The organism is Jannaschia sp. 2305UL9-9 (assembly GCF_041403465.1).
GTDB lineage: Bacteria > Pseudomonadota > Alphaproteobacteria > Rhodobacterales > Rhodobacteraceae > Jannaschia.
Genome location: NZ_JBGEHM010000002.1, coordinates 345,383 through 359,621, shown reverse-complemented (window position 1 = coordinate 359,621; position 14,239 = coordinate 345,383). Strand labels below are relative to the sequence as shown.

Genomic DNA, 14,239 nt, shown 5'->3' with positions numbered 1-14,239 from the left:
TCGGGGTCCCGCAATCCGTCACCTGAGGTGAGCGGGGCCGCCCGAACCATTGCCCGCCCGGTGGGTCGTTGTACCAGCCGGGCCGGATTGGACGGATATCATTGGGTCGGGGGCTGTCTCGAACCTTCATAAGGGATACTGCATGGCGCTGACCATTCACACGGTGCTCCGGGATGAGGAGCTGACGTTGCGCTGGCTCTCCGGGTCGACGCCGCGGATGGTCGTCGTGTTCACGGGTATGCGGTCGCAGGTCGGGGGGCAGCCGCTGGACGAATTCGCGCGCTCCGCCTCGTTGAACGGACAGAACAACGTGCTGTTCGTCACGGATCGCCGGGCCACGTGGTACACGGCATCGGGCCTGTGGCGCCGGATCGTGCGGGCCGTGACCGGCCTGCGACAGTCCGAGGGCATCCGCGAGATCGTCAGCCTTGGGACGTCCATGGGGGGGTATGGCGCGCTGCTGCTGCCACGCGACGTGCGCGTGGCCCGTGCGATTGCGCTGGCCCCCCAGATCACCATGGACCGGTCCGTCCTCAACGACCTGCGCTGGCCCGACGTCGGCAAGCGGTGGGGCGCGTTGCCGGTGCGGTCGATCGCGGACACCATCGAGGATACGCGGACCCAGTATTACGTGTCGGTCGGTGGCAATTGCCCCGAGGATGTGGCGCATCTGGCCCTGTTGCCCAAACACAAGCGGATTCACCGCTTCGTCCTGCCGCGCGGGCGGCACAACCTCGCCCGCAGCCTCAAGGACGCGGGCGTCCTGTCCGACGTGATCGCCGCCTCGCTGCGCGGGCGCAAGCGGCGGGTCGAGGCGCTGTACGATCAATACGCCGGGGTGATGGCATGACCGGCCCCGTGGACACGGCGCCCTATCGCCGGGACGGACACCTGCAGGGGCATTGCCTGTGCGGGGCCGTGACGATCGCGGTCGACGGTGCCCATGTCGCCGCCATCGGCGCCTGTCACTGTGCCATGTGCCGTCGTTGGTCCGGAACGGTCCTGTCCGGTTTCGAGGTATCGCCCGAGGCCGTGACCGTGTCAGGCCGCGTGTCGTCCTATGCGTCGTCCGACTTCGCCCATCGTGCCTTCTGTGGCACCTGTGGCAGCCATCTGTGGTTCCGGGACGATGCCGCCGATGCCCCCTATGAGTTCGTCCCCGGCATCTTTGCCGGGGCCCATGACTTTCCCCTGATTTCGGAAATCTACGTGGACCGCGCCCCGGCCTATGCCCGGCTGGCCGGTAACCACGCCACCGCAACCCGCGCCGATTACGAGGCGCGCCGCCCCTTTGTCGAAGGAGACGATCCATGACCCATTACTTCACCGATTGGGAACGGCAACAGGTAGAGATGCGCACCAAGATGGGTGGCACGAGCCTGTATCACGAGGATAGCGAACATGCGTCCTGTGGCGTCGGCCTGGTCGTCAACATCGACGGAACCAAGTCGCGCAAGGTCGTCGAAGCGGGGATCAATGCGCTCAAGGCGATCTGGCACCGTGGCGCGGTTGATGCCGACGGCAAGACGGGTGACGGCGCGGGCATCCACCTGCAGATTCCGGTCGAGTTCTTCTATGACCAGGTGCGGCGCACCGGGCACGAGCCGCATGCCGATCAACTGCTGGCCGTGGGACAGGTATTCCTGCCGCGCAACGATTTCGCCGGGCAGGAAACCTGCCGCACGATCGTCGAGACCGAAGTCCTGCGCATGGGCTATTATATCTATGGCTGGCGCCATGTGCCGGTGAACATCGAGTGCCTTGGCGAAAAGGCCAATGCGACACGCCCCGAGATCGAGCAGATCCTGATCTCCAACGTCAAGGGCGTGGACGAGGAAGCGTTCGAGCGCGACCTCTATGTCATTCGTCGCCGCATCGAGAAGGCCGCCATCGCGGCCCAGCTGCCGGGCCTGTATCTGGCGTCGCTGTCGTGCCGCAGCATCATCTACAAGGGCATGATGCTGGCCGAGCAGGTCGCGGAGTTCTATCCCGACCTCAAGGATGAGCGGTTCGAGAGCGCCTTCGCGATCTATCACCAGCGCTATTCCACCAACACCTTCCCGCAGTGGTGGCTGGCGCAGCCGTTCCGCATGCTGGCCCACAACGGCGAGATCAACACCCTCAAGGGCAACGTCAACTGGATGAAGTCGCACGAGATCCGGATGGCGTCCTCGGCGTTCGGCGACAACGCATCGGACATCAAGCCGATCATCGCGCAAGGGTCCAGCGACTCGGCCGCGCTGGATTCGGTGTTCGAGGTGCTGGTGCGGGCCGGGCGCAATGCGCCGATGGCCAAGACGATGCTCGTGCCCGAAAGCTGGTCGCAGGCCGCCGTCGAGCTGCCGGAGGCGTGGCGCGACATGTATGCCTATTGCAACGCCGTGATGGAGCCGTGGGACGGCCCCGCCGCCCTTGCCATGACCGACGGACGCTGGGTCTGTGGCGGTCTGGACCGCAATGGCCTGCGGCCGATGCGCTACACGGTGACGGGTGACGGCCTGCTGATCGCCGGGTCCGAGGCGGGGATGGTTCCCGTGGACGAGGCGACGGTGGTCGAGAAGGGCGCGCTCGGCCCCGGTCAGATGATCGCCGTCGACATGGTCGAGGGACGGCTTCTGCATGATGCGGAACTCAAGAACGAACTGGCCGGTGCACAGCCCTTCGGTGACTGGGTCGGTCGGATCACCGACCTCGAAGAGGCATCCGGGGATGTGACCGAAACGGCGATCCATACGGGTGCCGAGCTGCGCCGGCGGCAGATCGGTGCCGGCTATTCCATCGAGGAGCTGGAGCAGATTCTCGCCCCCATGGCCGAGGATGGCAAGGAAACGCTGGCCTCCATGGGGGATGACACGCCTTCGGCCGTGTTGTCGGAAAAGTATCGCCCGCTGTCCCACTTCTTCCGCCAGGCGTTCAGCCAGGTCACGAACCCGCCGATCGACAGCTTGCGCGAATTCCGGGTGATGTCGCTCAAGACCCGCTTCGGCAACCTCAAGAACGTGCTGGATCAGGACGGGTCGCAGACCGAGATCCTCGTGCTGGACTCGCCCTTCGTCGGCAATGCCCAGTTCGAAGCCATCATGGAGCAGATGGGCGAAAGCGTCGTCACCATCGACTGTACCTTCCCCGCGGGTGGCGAATACGGTGCCCTGCGCGCCGGGTTGGAGCGTATCCGCGCCGAGGCGGAGGAGGCCGTACGCTCGGGGGCGGGGCATCTTGTGCTGACGGACCGCTTCCAGGGCGAGGACCGTGTGCCGATGCCGATGATCCTTGCGACCAGCGCCGTGCATTCGTGGCTGACGCGCAAGGGACTGCGGACGTTCTGCTCGCTCAACGTGCGCTCTGCCGAATGTATCGATCCGCATTATTTCGCCGTTCTCGTTGGCTGCGGCGCGACCACGGTGAACGCGTATCTGGCCCAAGACAGCCTGGCGGACCGGATCGAGAAGGGTCTGCTCGACTGTTCCCTGACCGAGGCGGTCGCACGCTATCGCAAGGCCATCGATGCGGGTCTTCTCAAGATCATGGCCAAGATGGGCATCTCGGTCATCTCGTCCTACCGTGGCGGCCTGAACTTCGAGGCAGTGGGCCTGAGCCGCGCGATGTGCGCGGAATATTTCCCCGGCATGCTGTCGCGTATTTCCGGCATCGGCACCAACGGGTTGCAGCGCAAGGTCGAAGGTATCCACGCGACAGCATGGGGTGGTGCGTCCAACGTCCTGCCGATCGGCGGCTTCTACAAGGCGCGCCGGTCCGGCGAAAAGCACGCTTGGGAAGCACAGACGATGCACATGCTGCAGGCTGCCTGCGACCGAGGGTCGTATGAGCTGTGGAAGCAGTTCTCGTCCGCCATGAAGGCGAACCCGCCGATCCATTTGCGCGACCTGCTGGCGATCAAGCCGAAGGGCGACGCCATCCCGCTGGAGGAAGTCGAGAGCATCACGGCCATCCGCAAGCGGTTCGTGACGCCGGGCATGTCGCTTGGCGCCCTGTCGCCCGAGGCGCACAAGCTGCTCAACGTGGCGATGAACCGGATCGGCGCGAAGTCCGATAGCGGCGAGGGCGGGGAAGACCCGGCGCATTTCGTGCCGGAGCCGAATGGCGACAACCCGTCGGCCAAGATCAAGCAGGTGGCCTCGGGGCGGTTCGGCGTGACCGCCGAATACCTGAACCACTGCGAAGAGTTGGAGATCAAGGTCGCGCAGGGCGCCAAGCCCGGCGAAGGCGGGCAGCTGCCCGGCATGAAGGTCACCGACCTGATCGCGCGGCTGCGCCATTCGACCAAGGGCGTGACGCTGATCTCGCCGCCGCCGCACCACGACATCTACTCCATCGAGGATCTGGCGCAGCTGATCTACGACCTCAAGCAGATCAACCCGCGTTGCAAGGTGACGGTCAAGCTAGTTGCATCGTCCGGCGTAGGCACGATTGCCGCCGGCGTGGCCAAGGCCAAGGCCGACGTGATCCTGATCTCGGGCCACAACGGCGGCACCGGTGCGTCGCCGGCGACGTCGATCAAGTATGCGGGTCTGCCGTGGGAGATGGGCCTGACCGAGGCACATCAGGTTCTGGCGATGAACAACCTGCGGTCGCGCGTCACGCTGCGCACCGATGGCGGGCTGCGCACGGGCCGCGACATCGTCATGGCCGCGATGATGGGGGCCGAGGAATACGGGATCGGCACCGCCGCCCTGATCTCCATGGGCTGCATCATGGTGCGTCAGTGCCAGTCGAACACCTGTCCGGTGGGCGTCTGCACGCAGGACGAGGCATTGCGCCAGAAGTTCACGGGCACGGCGGACAAGGTCGTGAACCTGATCACCTTCTATGCGCAGGAAGTGCGCGAGATCCTGGCCGAGATCGGCGCGCGGTCGCTGGACGAGGTGATCGGGCGTGCGGACCTGCTGACGCAGGTGTCGCGCGGGTCGGCGCATCTGGATGATCTGGACCTGAACCCCCTGCTGATCACGGTCGATGGGGCGGACAAGATCCGCTACGACCGCAACAAGCCGCGCAATGCCGTGCTGGACACGCTGGACGCCCAGATCGTGAAGGACGCGCAGCGGTTCCTCGACGATGGTGAGAAGATGCAGTTGCAGTACGCGGTGCAGAACACTCACCGCAGCGTCGGCACCCGGATCTCCAGCCACGTCGTGTCGAAGTTCGGGATGCGCAATCCGCTGCAACCCGACCACCTGACGGTCAAGTTGCAGGGGTCGGCGGGGCAATCGCTGGGCGCGTTCCTCGCGCCGGGCCTGAAGCTGGAAGTGTCGGGCGATGCCAACGACTACGTCGGCAAGGGTTTGTCGGGGGGCACCATCGTGGTGCGCCCGCCGATGGCCAGCGGTCTGGTCGCGGATCGCAACACGATCATCGGCAATACCGTGCTCTATGGTGCCACGGACGGCTTCCTGTTTGCCGCCGGTCGGGCAGGGGAGCGCTTTGCGGTCCGCAACTCCGGCGCGTCGGTGGTCATCGAGGGCTGCGGGTCGAACGGGTGCGAATACATGACCGGCGGTGTGGCCGTGATCCTTGGCGAGATCGGCGGCAACTTCGGCGCCGGGATGACCGGCGGCATGGCGTATCTCTATGATCCGGACGGGCGCGCCCCGGCGATGATGAACATGGAAACGCTGGAAACCTGCCCGGTCACCGTCGCCTATTGGGAAGCGCAGTTGCGCGGTCTGGTGGAACGTCACGCCGAGGAGACCGGGTCCCGCAAGGCCCGCCTGATCCTGTCGGACTGGGACGCGGAGGTTCGCAACTTCATCCAGATCTGCCCGACCGAGATGCTCGTGCACCTCAAGGCGCCCCTGTCGGAAGACGCGGACGCCATACCGGCCGAGTGATGAAGGAGCGCCGGGCGCGGACAGGTCAGGCCTGCCCTTGCCCGGCGCGCGCAGTCGCGCGGCATCGCGTGCCCGCGAGGCATCGAGAACATCGGGTCGTCCGAGGGGGCTCTGCCCCCGCCTTCGGCCCGCGGTGGTATTTGTCGCCAGAGGAAGCATGGCTGTGGGGTTGACCCCTTGGCGTGCTGCGCGTTGATGGCCCCATGGCGAAGAAATCCACACAGAAGCCCGCAGGCGGGAGAACCCGCAAGGCGGCGTCCCCGAAGCCGGGCCTGAGGGCACGGGCAACGTCGATCATCCGTCTTGTCGCCAGATGGGTTCGGCGCGTCGTTCTGGGCGGGCTGCTGCTGCTGTGCCTATGGGTTCTTGCCTATCGCTGGATCGATCCGCCAACGACGCCCTATATCGTGGGCGAAGACGCGCGGCTGGCCGGGGTTGCCCGGACGTGGGTCGATCTGGAGGAGATCGCCCCGGTCATGGCGCGGGCCGCCGTGGCGGCCGAGGATGCGAATTTCTGCTTGCACTGGGGGTTCGACGTGGATGCGATACGCGATGCGATCGAGGAGGGCGGCAACCGCGGTGCCTCGACCATCAGCCAGCAGGTCGTGAAGAACGCGTTCCTGTGGCAGGGACGATCCTGGGTCCGCAAGGCGCTGGAGGCGGGGTTGACGCCGCTGATGGAACTGCTCTGGCCCAAGCGCCGGATCATCGAGGTATACCTCAACATCGCGGAGTTCGACGAAGGCGTCTTTGGGGTCGATGCCGCCGCGCAGGCCTATTTCGGGCGGTCCGCTGCCGAGCTTTCGGATCGTCAGGCAGGGCTGCTCGCCGCGGTCCTGCCCGGGCCGAAGGATCGGGACGCGGCGAACCCGACAGCCTTTCTGTCCCGGCGGGCCGCGTCCATCGTCGACGGGGCGGCGACGATCCGCGCCGATGGCCGCGCCGCCTGTTTCGAGGATTGAAACCGCGCGCGCCTCGGGGCATTGCGGGGTAATGATCGAGCTCTATCATTTCGCCCTCTCTCCCTTCTGCCGCAAGGTGCGGCTGACCTTGGCTGAAAAGAAGCTGGAGGTTCAGCTGATCGACGAACCTTTCTGGGAGGCGTCGTCCGAGTTCCTGCGCCGCAACGCCGCCGGGAAAGTTCCGGTTCTGCGGATCGACGGGCTGACCCTGTCCGAAAGCCAGGCGATCTGCGAATACCTTGAAGAAACGGTTCCCGAGCATCCGCTGATGCCACGCGATCCGGAAGGCCGCGCCGAGGTTCGGCGCCTCGTCGCGTGGTTCGACGACAAGTTCCATCAGGAGGTGACGTCCAAGCTGGTCTACGAACGGGTCAACAAGAAGCTGACACGGTCGGGATACCCGGATGGAACGAACGTCAAGAACGGTGTGAAGGCGATCAAGTTCCACCTCGACTACATGGGGTGGCTGCTGGATCAGCGGCGATGGCTTGCCGGGCCCGACATGACGCTGGCCGATTTCGCCGCGGCCGCGCATCTGTCCTGCCTCGACTACAGCTCGGACGTGGACTGGAACCGCAATCAGGGCGTCCGGGACTGGTACGCCAAGATCAAGTCGCGGCCCGCGTTCCGGTCATTGCTGGCCGATGTGGTGCCGGGATTCCGCCCGGCGTCGCATTACGCCGATCTGGATTTTTGAGCCTGCGGGCACGGTTGGACGCAGAGTCGCGGGCCGCCGGGTTCGTGTCGACGGGTGTCTGTCGTCCCGATGCTGTGCCCGATATCGCCGCGCACCTGTCGACATTCGTCGATGCGGGCCGGCATGGCCAGATGGCCTGGATGGCGGAACGCATGGCCTGGCGCGGGGATCCCGCCGCGCTGTGGCCGGAGGCGCGGTCGGTCGTGATGCTGGCCCATTCCTATGCACCGCAGCATGATCCGTTGTCCGATCTGGACCGGAGGGAGCAGGGGGCCATATCGGTCTATGCACAGGGGCGCGATTATCACGACGTGGTCAAGAAGGCCCTGAAACGGGTCGCGCGCTGGATGGTTGCCGAAGCCGGGTGCGAGGTGAAGGTCTTCGTCGACACCGCGCCGGTAATGGAAAAACCCCTGGCACAGGCGGCGGGTCTGGGGTGGCAGGGCAAGCACACGAACCTCCTGAGCCGGAAGTTCGGGAACTGGGTGTTCCTCGGGGCGATTTTCACCACCCTGGAGTTGGAGGTGGACGCGCCCGAGGCGGAGCATTGCGGATCGTGCCGCAAGTGCCTCGATATCTGTCCGACCGATGCTTTCCCCGCGCCGTTCCAGCTGGATGCGCGGCGGTGCATTTCCTATCTGACGATCGAGCATCGCGGTCCTGTCGATGCGGATCTTCGGCCCGCGCTGGGCAATCGAATCTATGGATGCGATGATTGTCTTGCGGTTTGCCCGTGGAACAAGTTTGCGGTCGAGGCATCGGACATGCGCTATCACGGGCCGCACCGGGCGCCGGACCTTGCGGATTTGGCGCAGCTCGACGACGCGGGATTTCGTGCGCGGTTCTCGGGCTCTCCGATCAAGCGGATCGGGCGTGACCGGATGGTGCGGAACGTCTGCTACGCGATTGGAAATTCCGGTGCGGCCCATCTGAAACCGGTTGTGCAGGATTTGTGCGAAGATGATGACGCGACGGTCGCCGATGCCGCGCGCTGGGCGGTGGAGCGGTTATGAGCGTCTTATTGAGCTTTGGTCATGGGTATTCGGCGCGGGCATTGACGCCGCTTCTGCTGGCGCAGGGGTGGGAGGTGATCGGCACCACGCGGACAGAGGCAAAGGCCGAGGTTCTGCGATCCGAAGGGGTCATGCCGGTAATCTTCGGCGCACCTATTGACGAGGCGCTGTCGCGGGCGACGCATGTCCTGACCTCTGCCGCGCCGGGCGAGGCGGGCGATCCCGTCCTGTCGACCTATGGTGACGCTTTGCGCCGGGGACTGCGCCCGGATCAATGGGTGGGCTATCTGTCGACGACGGGCGTTTACGGCGACCACGGCGGGGCCTGGGTCGATGAGGGGACGGCCCTGACGCCATCCACGCGCCGCGGCCAGATGCGGGTCGACGCCGAAGCGGCGTGGCGCGCCCTTGCCGATCAGACGGGTGCCGCGTTGCACCTGTTCCGGCTGGCCGGGATCTACGGACCGGGGCGTGGGCCATTCGCCAAGGTGCGGGCAGGCACCGCGCGGCGGATCGTCAAGCCGGGACAGGTGTTCAGCCGCATCCACGTCGACGATATCGCACAGGTTCTGGCCGCATCGATCAGGCGCCCGAATCCCGGTGCCGTCTACAACCTGTGCGATGACGATCCGGCCCCGCCGGAGGATGTGATCGGCCATGCCGCGGCGCTGCTGGGCCTGCCGGTTCCGCCGTCCGAGGATTTCGCGAGTGCCGACATGACGCCGATGGCGCGCAGTTTCTATGCCGAATCCAAGAAGGTCCGAAACGATCGGATCAAGGATGAACTGGGCGTCCGCCTTGCATATCCGGATTACCGGGCCGGTCTTGCGGCCCTGATGCGACAGGATGGCACGACTGCGCAGGAAGGCTAACCAGCCGTTTCCAGGCGTTCGCCTTTGCGGTATGATCGCCCCCGGGACAGTGCAACGCAGAGTGCAGGCAGACATGGAACGAATCACACGTCGTGGCGCGATGGCGCTTGGGCTGGGCGGTACCGCATTGCTGGCGGGCTGTGGCGGCAAATTCATGCATTACAGCGGGCCGCAGGTCACCCGCGTCGTGGTTCAGAAGACCGAGCGCCGGATGTTCCTCCTGAACGGGGCAACCCCGCTGGAGATCTACGACGTGCAGCTTGGTTTCCGCGCTGCGGGGCACAAGCAGTTCGAGGGTGACGGAAAGACCCCCGAGGGGCGGTATCACATCGACCGCCGCAACCCTGATTCGGCCTTCTACCTGTCGATCGGCATCGATTATCCCAATGCCGCCGACCGGGCCTTTGCCGCGTCGCACGGCAAATCACCGGGTGGCGATATCTTCATCCATGGATGGGGCGACAAACGCCGCAAGCGGTCCGACGACTGGACGGCGGGCTGCGTCGCGGTCAAGAACCGCGAGATGCGCCAGGTCTATGCGATGGTCATGAATGGAACGCCCGTCGACATCTATGCCTGACGGGCGACGGGTACCTCAGGTGCCGACGTTCAGCGTCCACCAGATCTTGCCATTGGGTTCCTGATAGAACGCGAATCCCATGCGGCGTCCGGCGGGGTCGAGGATGACGCGCCGGGGGCCGTCTTCCTGCATCCATGCGGCGATGGTTTCCAATTCGCTTTCGAAGGTCTCGGAAATCGTCTCGCCCAGAAGGGTGCCGTCGAAGCCGACGCGCCGGGCCCGGTCGATGGGAGACGATCCGTCCGAGCCGAAGTGCCACGGCCTGTTCTGAAGCGACATGTCGCGCGAATGCGTCTCGGCAGCGGCCGTCAGCGTATTGTCGAGTTCGAGCGTCGCGACGCCTGCGCCCTGACGCAGGGCATTGACCGCATCGAGGGCCCGAAACGGAATGCGCCGGGCGTCGGCATTGGAAATCCGATAGAGCTTGGGCAGCGGATTTCCGTCCGGGCCCAGTGTCGGCGGGGGTGGGGCACAGGCGGTCAGCGCGGAGCCGGCCAACAGGATCAGAGCGGTGCGACGGTTCATGCAGGTGTCCCCATGGGAATTCGTTCGACAAGGGGATTACCCCGGAGCATGGCCCGAGGCAAATGTTCCACACGACAGAATTGTAACCCCGTTCGGGAAACGTCGGAATCGGATCGGTTTCTATGGTTCTTCCGGGCCGCGGCGCCTATTGTGCGCGCAATACGGACAGAACGCGTCAGAGGAGGATGCCCATGTCGAAGGGATTGACCCGTCGCAGCATGATCGCCGGATCCGCGGCAAGTGTTCTCGCGGCTCCTGCCTTGGCGCAGGAATTGCCCGATACGGTCCAGATACGCGAGAGCCTGTCGTCCACGACGCGGCGCAACACCGCCAGTTTCCGGGCCATCCAGTGGCGCGCACATTTTCCGAACCTGCGCAACGGTGCGATCCTCGTGGACATAGACAGCCGCGCCCTGCACCTCTGGCAGGAAGATGGCGGGTATCACGTCTATCCTTCGTCGGTTCCGCAATCGGCCGAGATGACGCGCAAGGGCCGCACCCGCGTGGTGCGCAAGGTCGTTGGCCCCACGTGGCGCCCCACCCCGAACATGCGGCGCCGCAACCCCGAATGGCCCGCCGTGGTCGAACCGGGCCCGAACAATCCGCTGGGAACACATGCGCTGTACCTGTCGTGGACATATTACCGGATTCACGGCACGCATGACACGCGCAAGATCGGGCGTCGGTCGTCGTCCGGATGCATCGGCCTCTACAACGAGCATATCGCAGAGGTTTTCGGGATGACCAAGATCGGCACCCAAGTGTTGCTAATTTGACGGCAGCGCGGCAAAGCTGCTTTTGTAGCCCCGAGTCGTCGTTGCAACCCTCCGGCTTTGCTGCTTAACGGGTCGCACGAGGTACAGTCTTGGGTGCCATATGGTGTGGCAACTGTCGCCTCACCGATGGCGTATCTTGGAGGATATATCATGAAGAAACTCGCTCTCGCCGCCGCTCTGTCGGTCGCTTCCACCGCCGCTTTCGCCGGCAACATCGCACCTGCTCCGGTTGAGCCGGTTGTCATCGTCGAGGACACCTCGTCCTCCGCTGGTGGCATCATCGTTCCGATCCTGGCTCTGGTCCTGCTGGCCGCTGCCGCTGCTTCGGACTGATCCGAACAGCGTCGTGACCTGACGGTTCGACATCAAAGGGCGTCCTTCCGGGGGCGCCCTTTTTTCGTGTCCCGATGCCTGATTGCGCAGGGGCCGGAATAAAAGAACCCCCACACCGGACAGGCCGGGCAGGGGTCAAGTTGCACCCGCCGGACATTGGACAGCGGGCGCAGGCGGTAACTTGTTGTTTGTGGATCAGCTGAGGCGCTTGCCTGCCATCTCATCGCGGATCTGCTGACGCAGGGTATCGATGGGCTCTCGCTTGCCCTCGCGGTTGAAATGCCAGTAGGTCCAGCCGTTGCAGGATGGCGCGCCTTCATAGGCTGCGCCGACCTGATGGATCGATCCCTTCACGTCCTTGCCGGCAAGGGTGCCGTCGGCCCGGATCTTGGCGCGGTGCCGGCCATTGCCGGACAACAGCTCCTCACCGGGACGCAGCATGCCACGCTCGACCAGCTGGCCGAAGGGCACGCGCGGTTCGGCCCGCTTGGAGGTGGTCACCTCCAGCGCGGCCTTCTCGTAGGGGCGGACATCGGCGATGCGGCGGGCGGCGAGGTCGCGGTATTCCTCCTCGCGCTCGATCCCGATGAAATGACGCCCCATCATCTTGGCGACCGCACCCGTCGTGCCGGTGCCGAAGAACGGGTCCAGAACGACATCGCCGGGGTTCGTCGTCGACAGAAGGACACGGTGCAGCAACCCTTCGGGTTTCTGCGTCGGATGGGCCTTTTCGCCGCGCGCGTTCTTGAGGCGTTCGTGCCCGGTACAGATCGGAAACGTCCAGTCGGAACGCATCTGCACCCCTTCGTTCAGGGCCTTCATGGCCTCGTAGTTGAAGGTGTATTTCGACTTTTCCGACTTCGATGCCCAGATCAGTGTCTCATGCGCATTCGTCAGGCGTTTCCCGCGAAAGTTCGGCATCGGGTTCGTCTTGCGCCAGACGACGTCGTTCAACAGCCAGAAACCCGCATCCTGGATGGCCGCGCCGACCCGGAACACGTTGTGATAGCTGCCGATCACCCAGATCGCGCCATCGGGTTTCAGCACGCGACGCGCGGCGCGCAGCCAGTCGCGGGTGAACCGGTCATAGGCGGCGAAGGTGTCGAACTGATCCCAGTGATCGTCGACTGCATCCACGAGGGAATTGTCGGGCCGGTGCAGATCACCGCGCAATTGCAGGTTGTAGGGGGGGTCCGCAAACACCAGATCGACGGAGTTTTCGGGGAGCGCGTCCATCGCTGCAATGCAGTCGCCGGACAAAATCGTATCGAGCGGAAGCGCCTGCGCCTCCGGGGTATTTCTTGCCATGTCTGTCGCCTCAGTTGGCGCCCTCATTGATCGGGGTCGCCTTGTTTGGCCAACATGACCGGCTGTTAGTTAATGGTCCACAGAACGATTGAGGCGAAAATTGGGCATGGTTACTGACACAACATCTTGCGGATTGGCGCAAAGCTGCGCCGATGATGTTGTGTCACTCCATGATTTTCCAAACCTTGCCGATGTGTGGCCGTTCCGTAGCCCGCGTTCGTCTCCCAGCCGTAGCCGGGGAATTGTTGCGCCAGTGACACCATGCCTTGATCCCGCCTTGTTTTTGCCAAGACTGATGCCGCCGCGATCGACAGTGATCGCCCGTCCCCGCCTTTGATCGTCTGCCAGCTACAATTCGGAAGGGATTTGACCCAGTCCGGGCAATCTATCCCGTCGATCAGCAGGTGATCGGGCGCGAAGGGCAGCGCCACAATTGCGCGCCGCATGGCTAGATGCGTGGCCTGACGAATGTTCAGGCGGTCGATTTCGGCGACCGTGGCCTCACCGTAACCGACGGCGCAGCAGTCATGCAGCAGGGGTTCCATCGCGATGCGCCGTTTGCCGGACATCTGCTTGGAATCGTTCAGGCCATCGGGTGGCGGCGCCGTCAGCATAACGGCACAGGCCGTGACCGGCCCGGCCCAGGGGCCGCGCCCGACCTCGTCCATGCCGACCACGAAACGCGCCCCCCGGTCATGGGCGGCGCGTTCGAAGCTGAAATCAGGGAATGTCTTGGACATGACAGGGTTCTACGGCCCTGCCACCCCGCGTCAACGACGCGCCATGGTCCAGCCTTCGCGTTGCAGGCAGCGATCAGCATAGATGTTGCGCGTGCCGCGGTCCGTGCGGACCTGCCGTATACAGCGTGGGGGCAGGGCACCGGGACGGGCGACGTTGTTCTGCATGCAGCGCGCGCCGTATCCGGTCACGCGACCGTTTGCGGTGCGAAAGGTGTTCGCGCATTGCTGGGGGATACGTTTGGCGTTGTGCCCACCACGGGCTGGCGCACCGCGTTGTGGGTGGCGGGCAACCGGGGCGCGGTAGGTCGGGGCCCGCTGAACGGGAGTTGCCTGTCGCTCCTCCCGCCGGTCGAGGGCTTCCTTCAGGACATAGAGCGCGGCAAGCCCGCCGAGGATCTGGGCGGCATGTCGCCCTTCGATCTGTGCCTGTGCGGGCGTGGTCGCCATCGGCAGGGCAAGGGTAAGGGACAGGGCGGCGGCGGCAAGGGGGCGAAGCATGGGGGGATCCTCAGCGTTGTTTCGACAGGCCCCGATGCTGCCGCGCCCCTCTGCCACCCCTCAATAACGGCTGCCGGTCATGGGAT

Annotated in this window: 14 protein-coding genes; 10 read left to right on the top strand and 4 right to left on the bottom strand. The window is 64.9% G+C overall.

From position 1 onward, the window contains the following. Positions 1 to 142 precede the first annotated feature (142 nt). The 8 genes from V6N07_RS09590 to V6N07_RS09555 all read left to right on the top strand — a co-directional run bounded on the left by V6N07_RS09590 (position 143) and on the right by V6N07_RS09555 (position 9,973). Positions 143 to 850: a hypothetical protein gene (locus tag V6N07_RS09590; protein ID WP_371155938.1), complete on the top strand. Its 708-nt coding sequence runs from the start codon at positions 143 to 145 to the stop codon at positions 848 to 850. Then, entirely contained in the window at positions 847 to 1,314 is a 468-nt protein-coding gene (locus V6N07_RS09585) for a GFA family protein (protein ID WP_371155936.1), read from the top strand. Before V6N07_RS09590 ends, V6N07_RS09585 begins: the two co-directional genes overlap by 4 nt. Further along, on the top strand, positions 1,311 to 5,849 hold the full coding sequence (gene gltB, locus V6N07_RS09580) for a glutamate synthase large subunit (protein ID WP_371155934.1): 4,539 nt from the start codon (positions 1,311 to 1,313) through the stop codon (positions 5,847 to 5,849). The genes V6N07_RS09585 and gltB overlap by 4 nt, the downstream gene beginning before the upstream one ends. 203 nt (positions 5,850 to 6,052) lie before the next feature. Further along, positions 6,053 to 6,811 carry a monofunctional biosynthetic peptidoglycan transglycosylase gene (gene mtgA, locus V6N07_RS09575; protein WP_371155933.1) on the top strand — a complete coding sequence of 253 codons (759 nt, stop codon included), beginning with the start codon at positions 6,053 to 6,055 and terminating at the stop codon, positions 6,809 to 6,811. A 31-nt stretch (positions 6,812 to 6,842) separates the two neighbouring features. Continuing rightward, on the top strand, positions 6,843 to 7,508 hold the full coding sequence (locus V6N07_RS09570) for a glutathione S-transferase family protein (RefSeq protein ID WP_371155932.1): 666 nt from the start codon (positions 6,843 to 6,845) through the stop codon (positions 7,506 to 7,508). A gap of 2 nt (positions 7,509 to 7,510) precedes the next feature. Then, positions 7,511 to 8,521 (top strand): tRNA epoxyqueuosine(34) reductase QueG, encoded by a 1,011-nt coding sequence (gene queG, locus V6N07_RS09565; protein ID WP_371156799.1) that lies wholly within the window; start codon positions 7,511 to 7,513, stop codon positions 8,519 to 8,521. Then, positions 8,518 to 9,393 carry an SDR family oxidoreductase gene (locus tag V6N07_RS09560; RefSeq protein ID WP_371155931.1) on the top strand — a complete coding sequence of 292 codons (876 nt, stop codon included), beginning with the start codon at positions 8,518 to 8,520 and terminating at the stop codon, positions 9,391 to 9,393. The genes queG and V6N07_RS09560 overlap by 4 nt, the downstream gene beginning before the upstream one ends. A 73-nt stretch (positions 9,394 to 9,466) precedes the next feature. Next, positions 9,467 to 9,973 carry a murein L,D-transpeptidase family protein gene (locus V6N07_RS09555; RefSeq protein WP_371155930.1) on the top strand — a complete coding sequence of 169 codons (507 nt, stop codon included), beginning with the start codon at positions 9,467 to 9,469 and terminating at the stop codon, positions 9,971 to 9,973. A 15-nt stretch (positions 9,974 to 9,988) separates the two neighbouring features. Here V6N07_RS09555 and V6N07_RS09550 read toward each other — a convergent pair whose 3' ends face one another. Then, positions 9,989 to 10,498: a CAP domain-containing protein gene (locus V6N07_RS09550; RefSeq protein ID WP_371155929.1), complete on the bottom strand. Its 510-nt coding sequence runs from the start codon at positions 10,496 to 10,498 to the stop codon at positions 9,989 to 9,991. Between the two features lie 191 nt (positions 10,499 to 10,689). Between V6N07_RS09550 and V6N07_RS09545 the strand changes: the two genes are divergently transcribed. Both V6N07_RS09545 and V6N07_RS09540 read left to right on the top strand, forming a co-directional pair. Then, positions 10,690 to 11,274 (top strand): L,D-transpeptidase, encoded by a 585-nt coding sequence (locus tag V6N07_RS09545; RefSeq protein WP_371155928.1) that lies wholly within the window; start codon positions 10,690 to 10,692, stop codon positions 11,272 to 11,274. Positions 11,275 to 11,424: 150 nt separating this feature from the next. Then, the gene (locus V6N07_RS09540) at positions 11,425 to 11,607 is read left to right on the top strand and encodes a hypothetical protein (RefSeq protein WP_371155926.1); all 183 of its coding nucleotides are present in this window, start codon (positions 11,425 to 11,427) and stop codon (positions 11,605 to 11,607) included. A 195-nt stretch (positions 11,608 to 11,802) separates the two neighbouring features. Here V6N07_RS09540 and V6N07_RS09535 read toward each other — a convergent pair whose 3' ends face one another. From V6N07_RS09535 to V6N07_RS09525, 3 genes are all read right to left on the bottom strand, one after another. After that, positions 11,803 to 12,915, bottom strand: a complete 1,113-nt coding sequence (locus V6N07_RS09535; protein ID WP_371155925.1) for a site-specific DNA-methyltransferase — start codon at positions 12,913 to 12,915, stop codon at positions 11,803 to 11,805. A gap of 110 nt (positions 12,916 to 13,025) precedes the next feature. Further along, on the bottom strand, positions 13,026 to 13,655 hold the full coding sequence (locus V6N07_RS09530; protein ID WP_371155924.1) for a ribonuclease HII: 630 nt from the start codon (positions 13,653 to 13,655) through the stop codon (positions 13,026 to 13,028). A gap of 30 nt (positions 13,656 to 13,685) precedes the next feature. Further along, positions 13,686 to 14,153, bottom strand: coding sequence for a hypothetical protein (locus V6N07_RS09525; protein WP_371155922.1), 468 nt, complete (start codon positions 14,151 to 14,153; stop codon positions 13,686 to 13,688). Positions 14,154 to 14,239 lie beyond the last annotated feature (86 nt).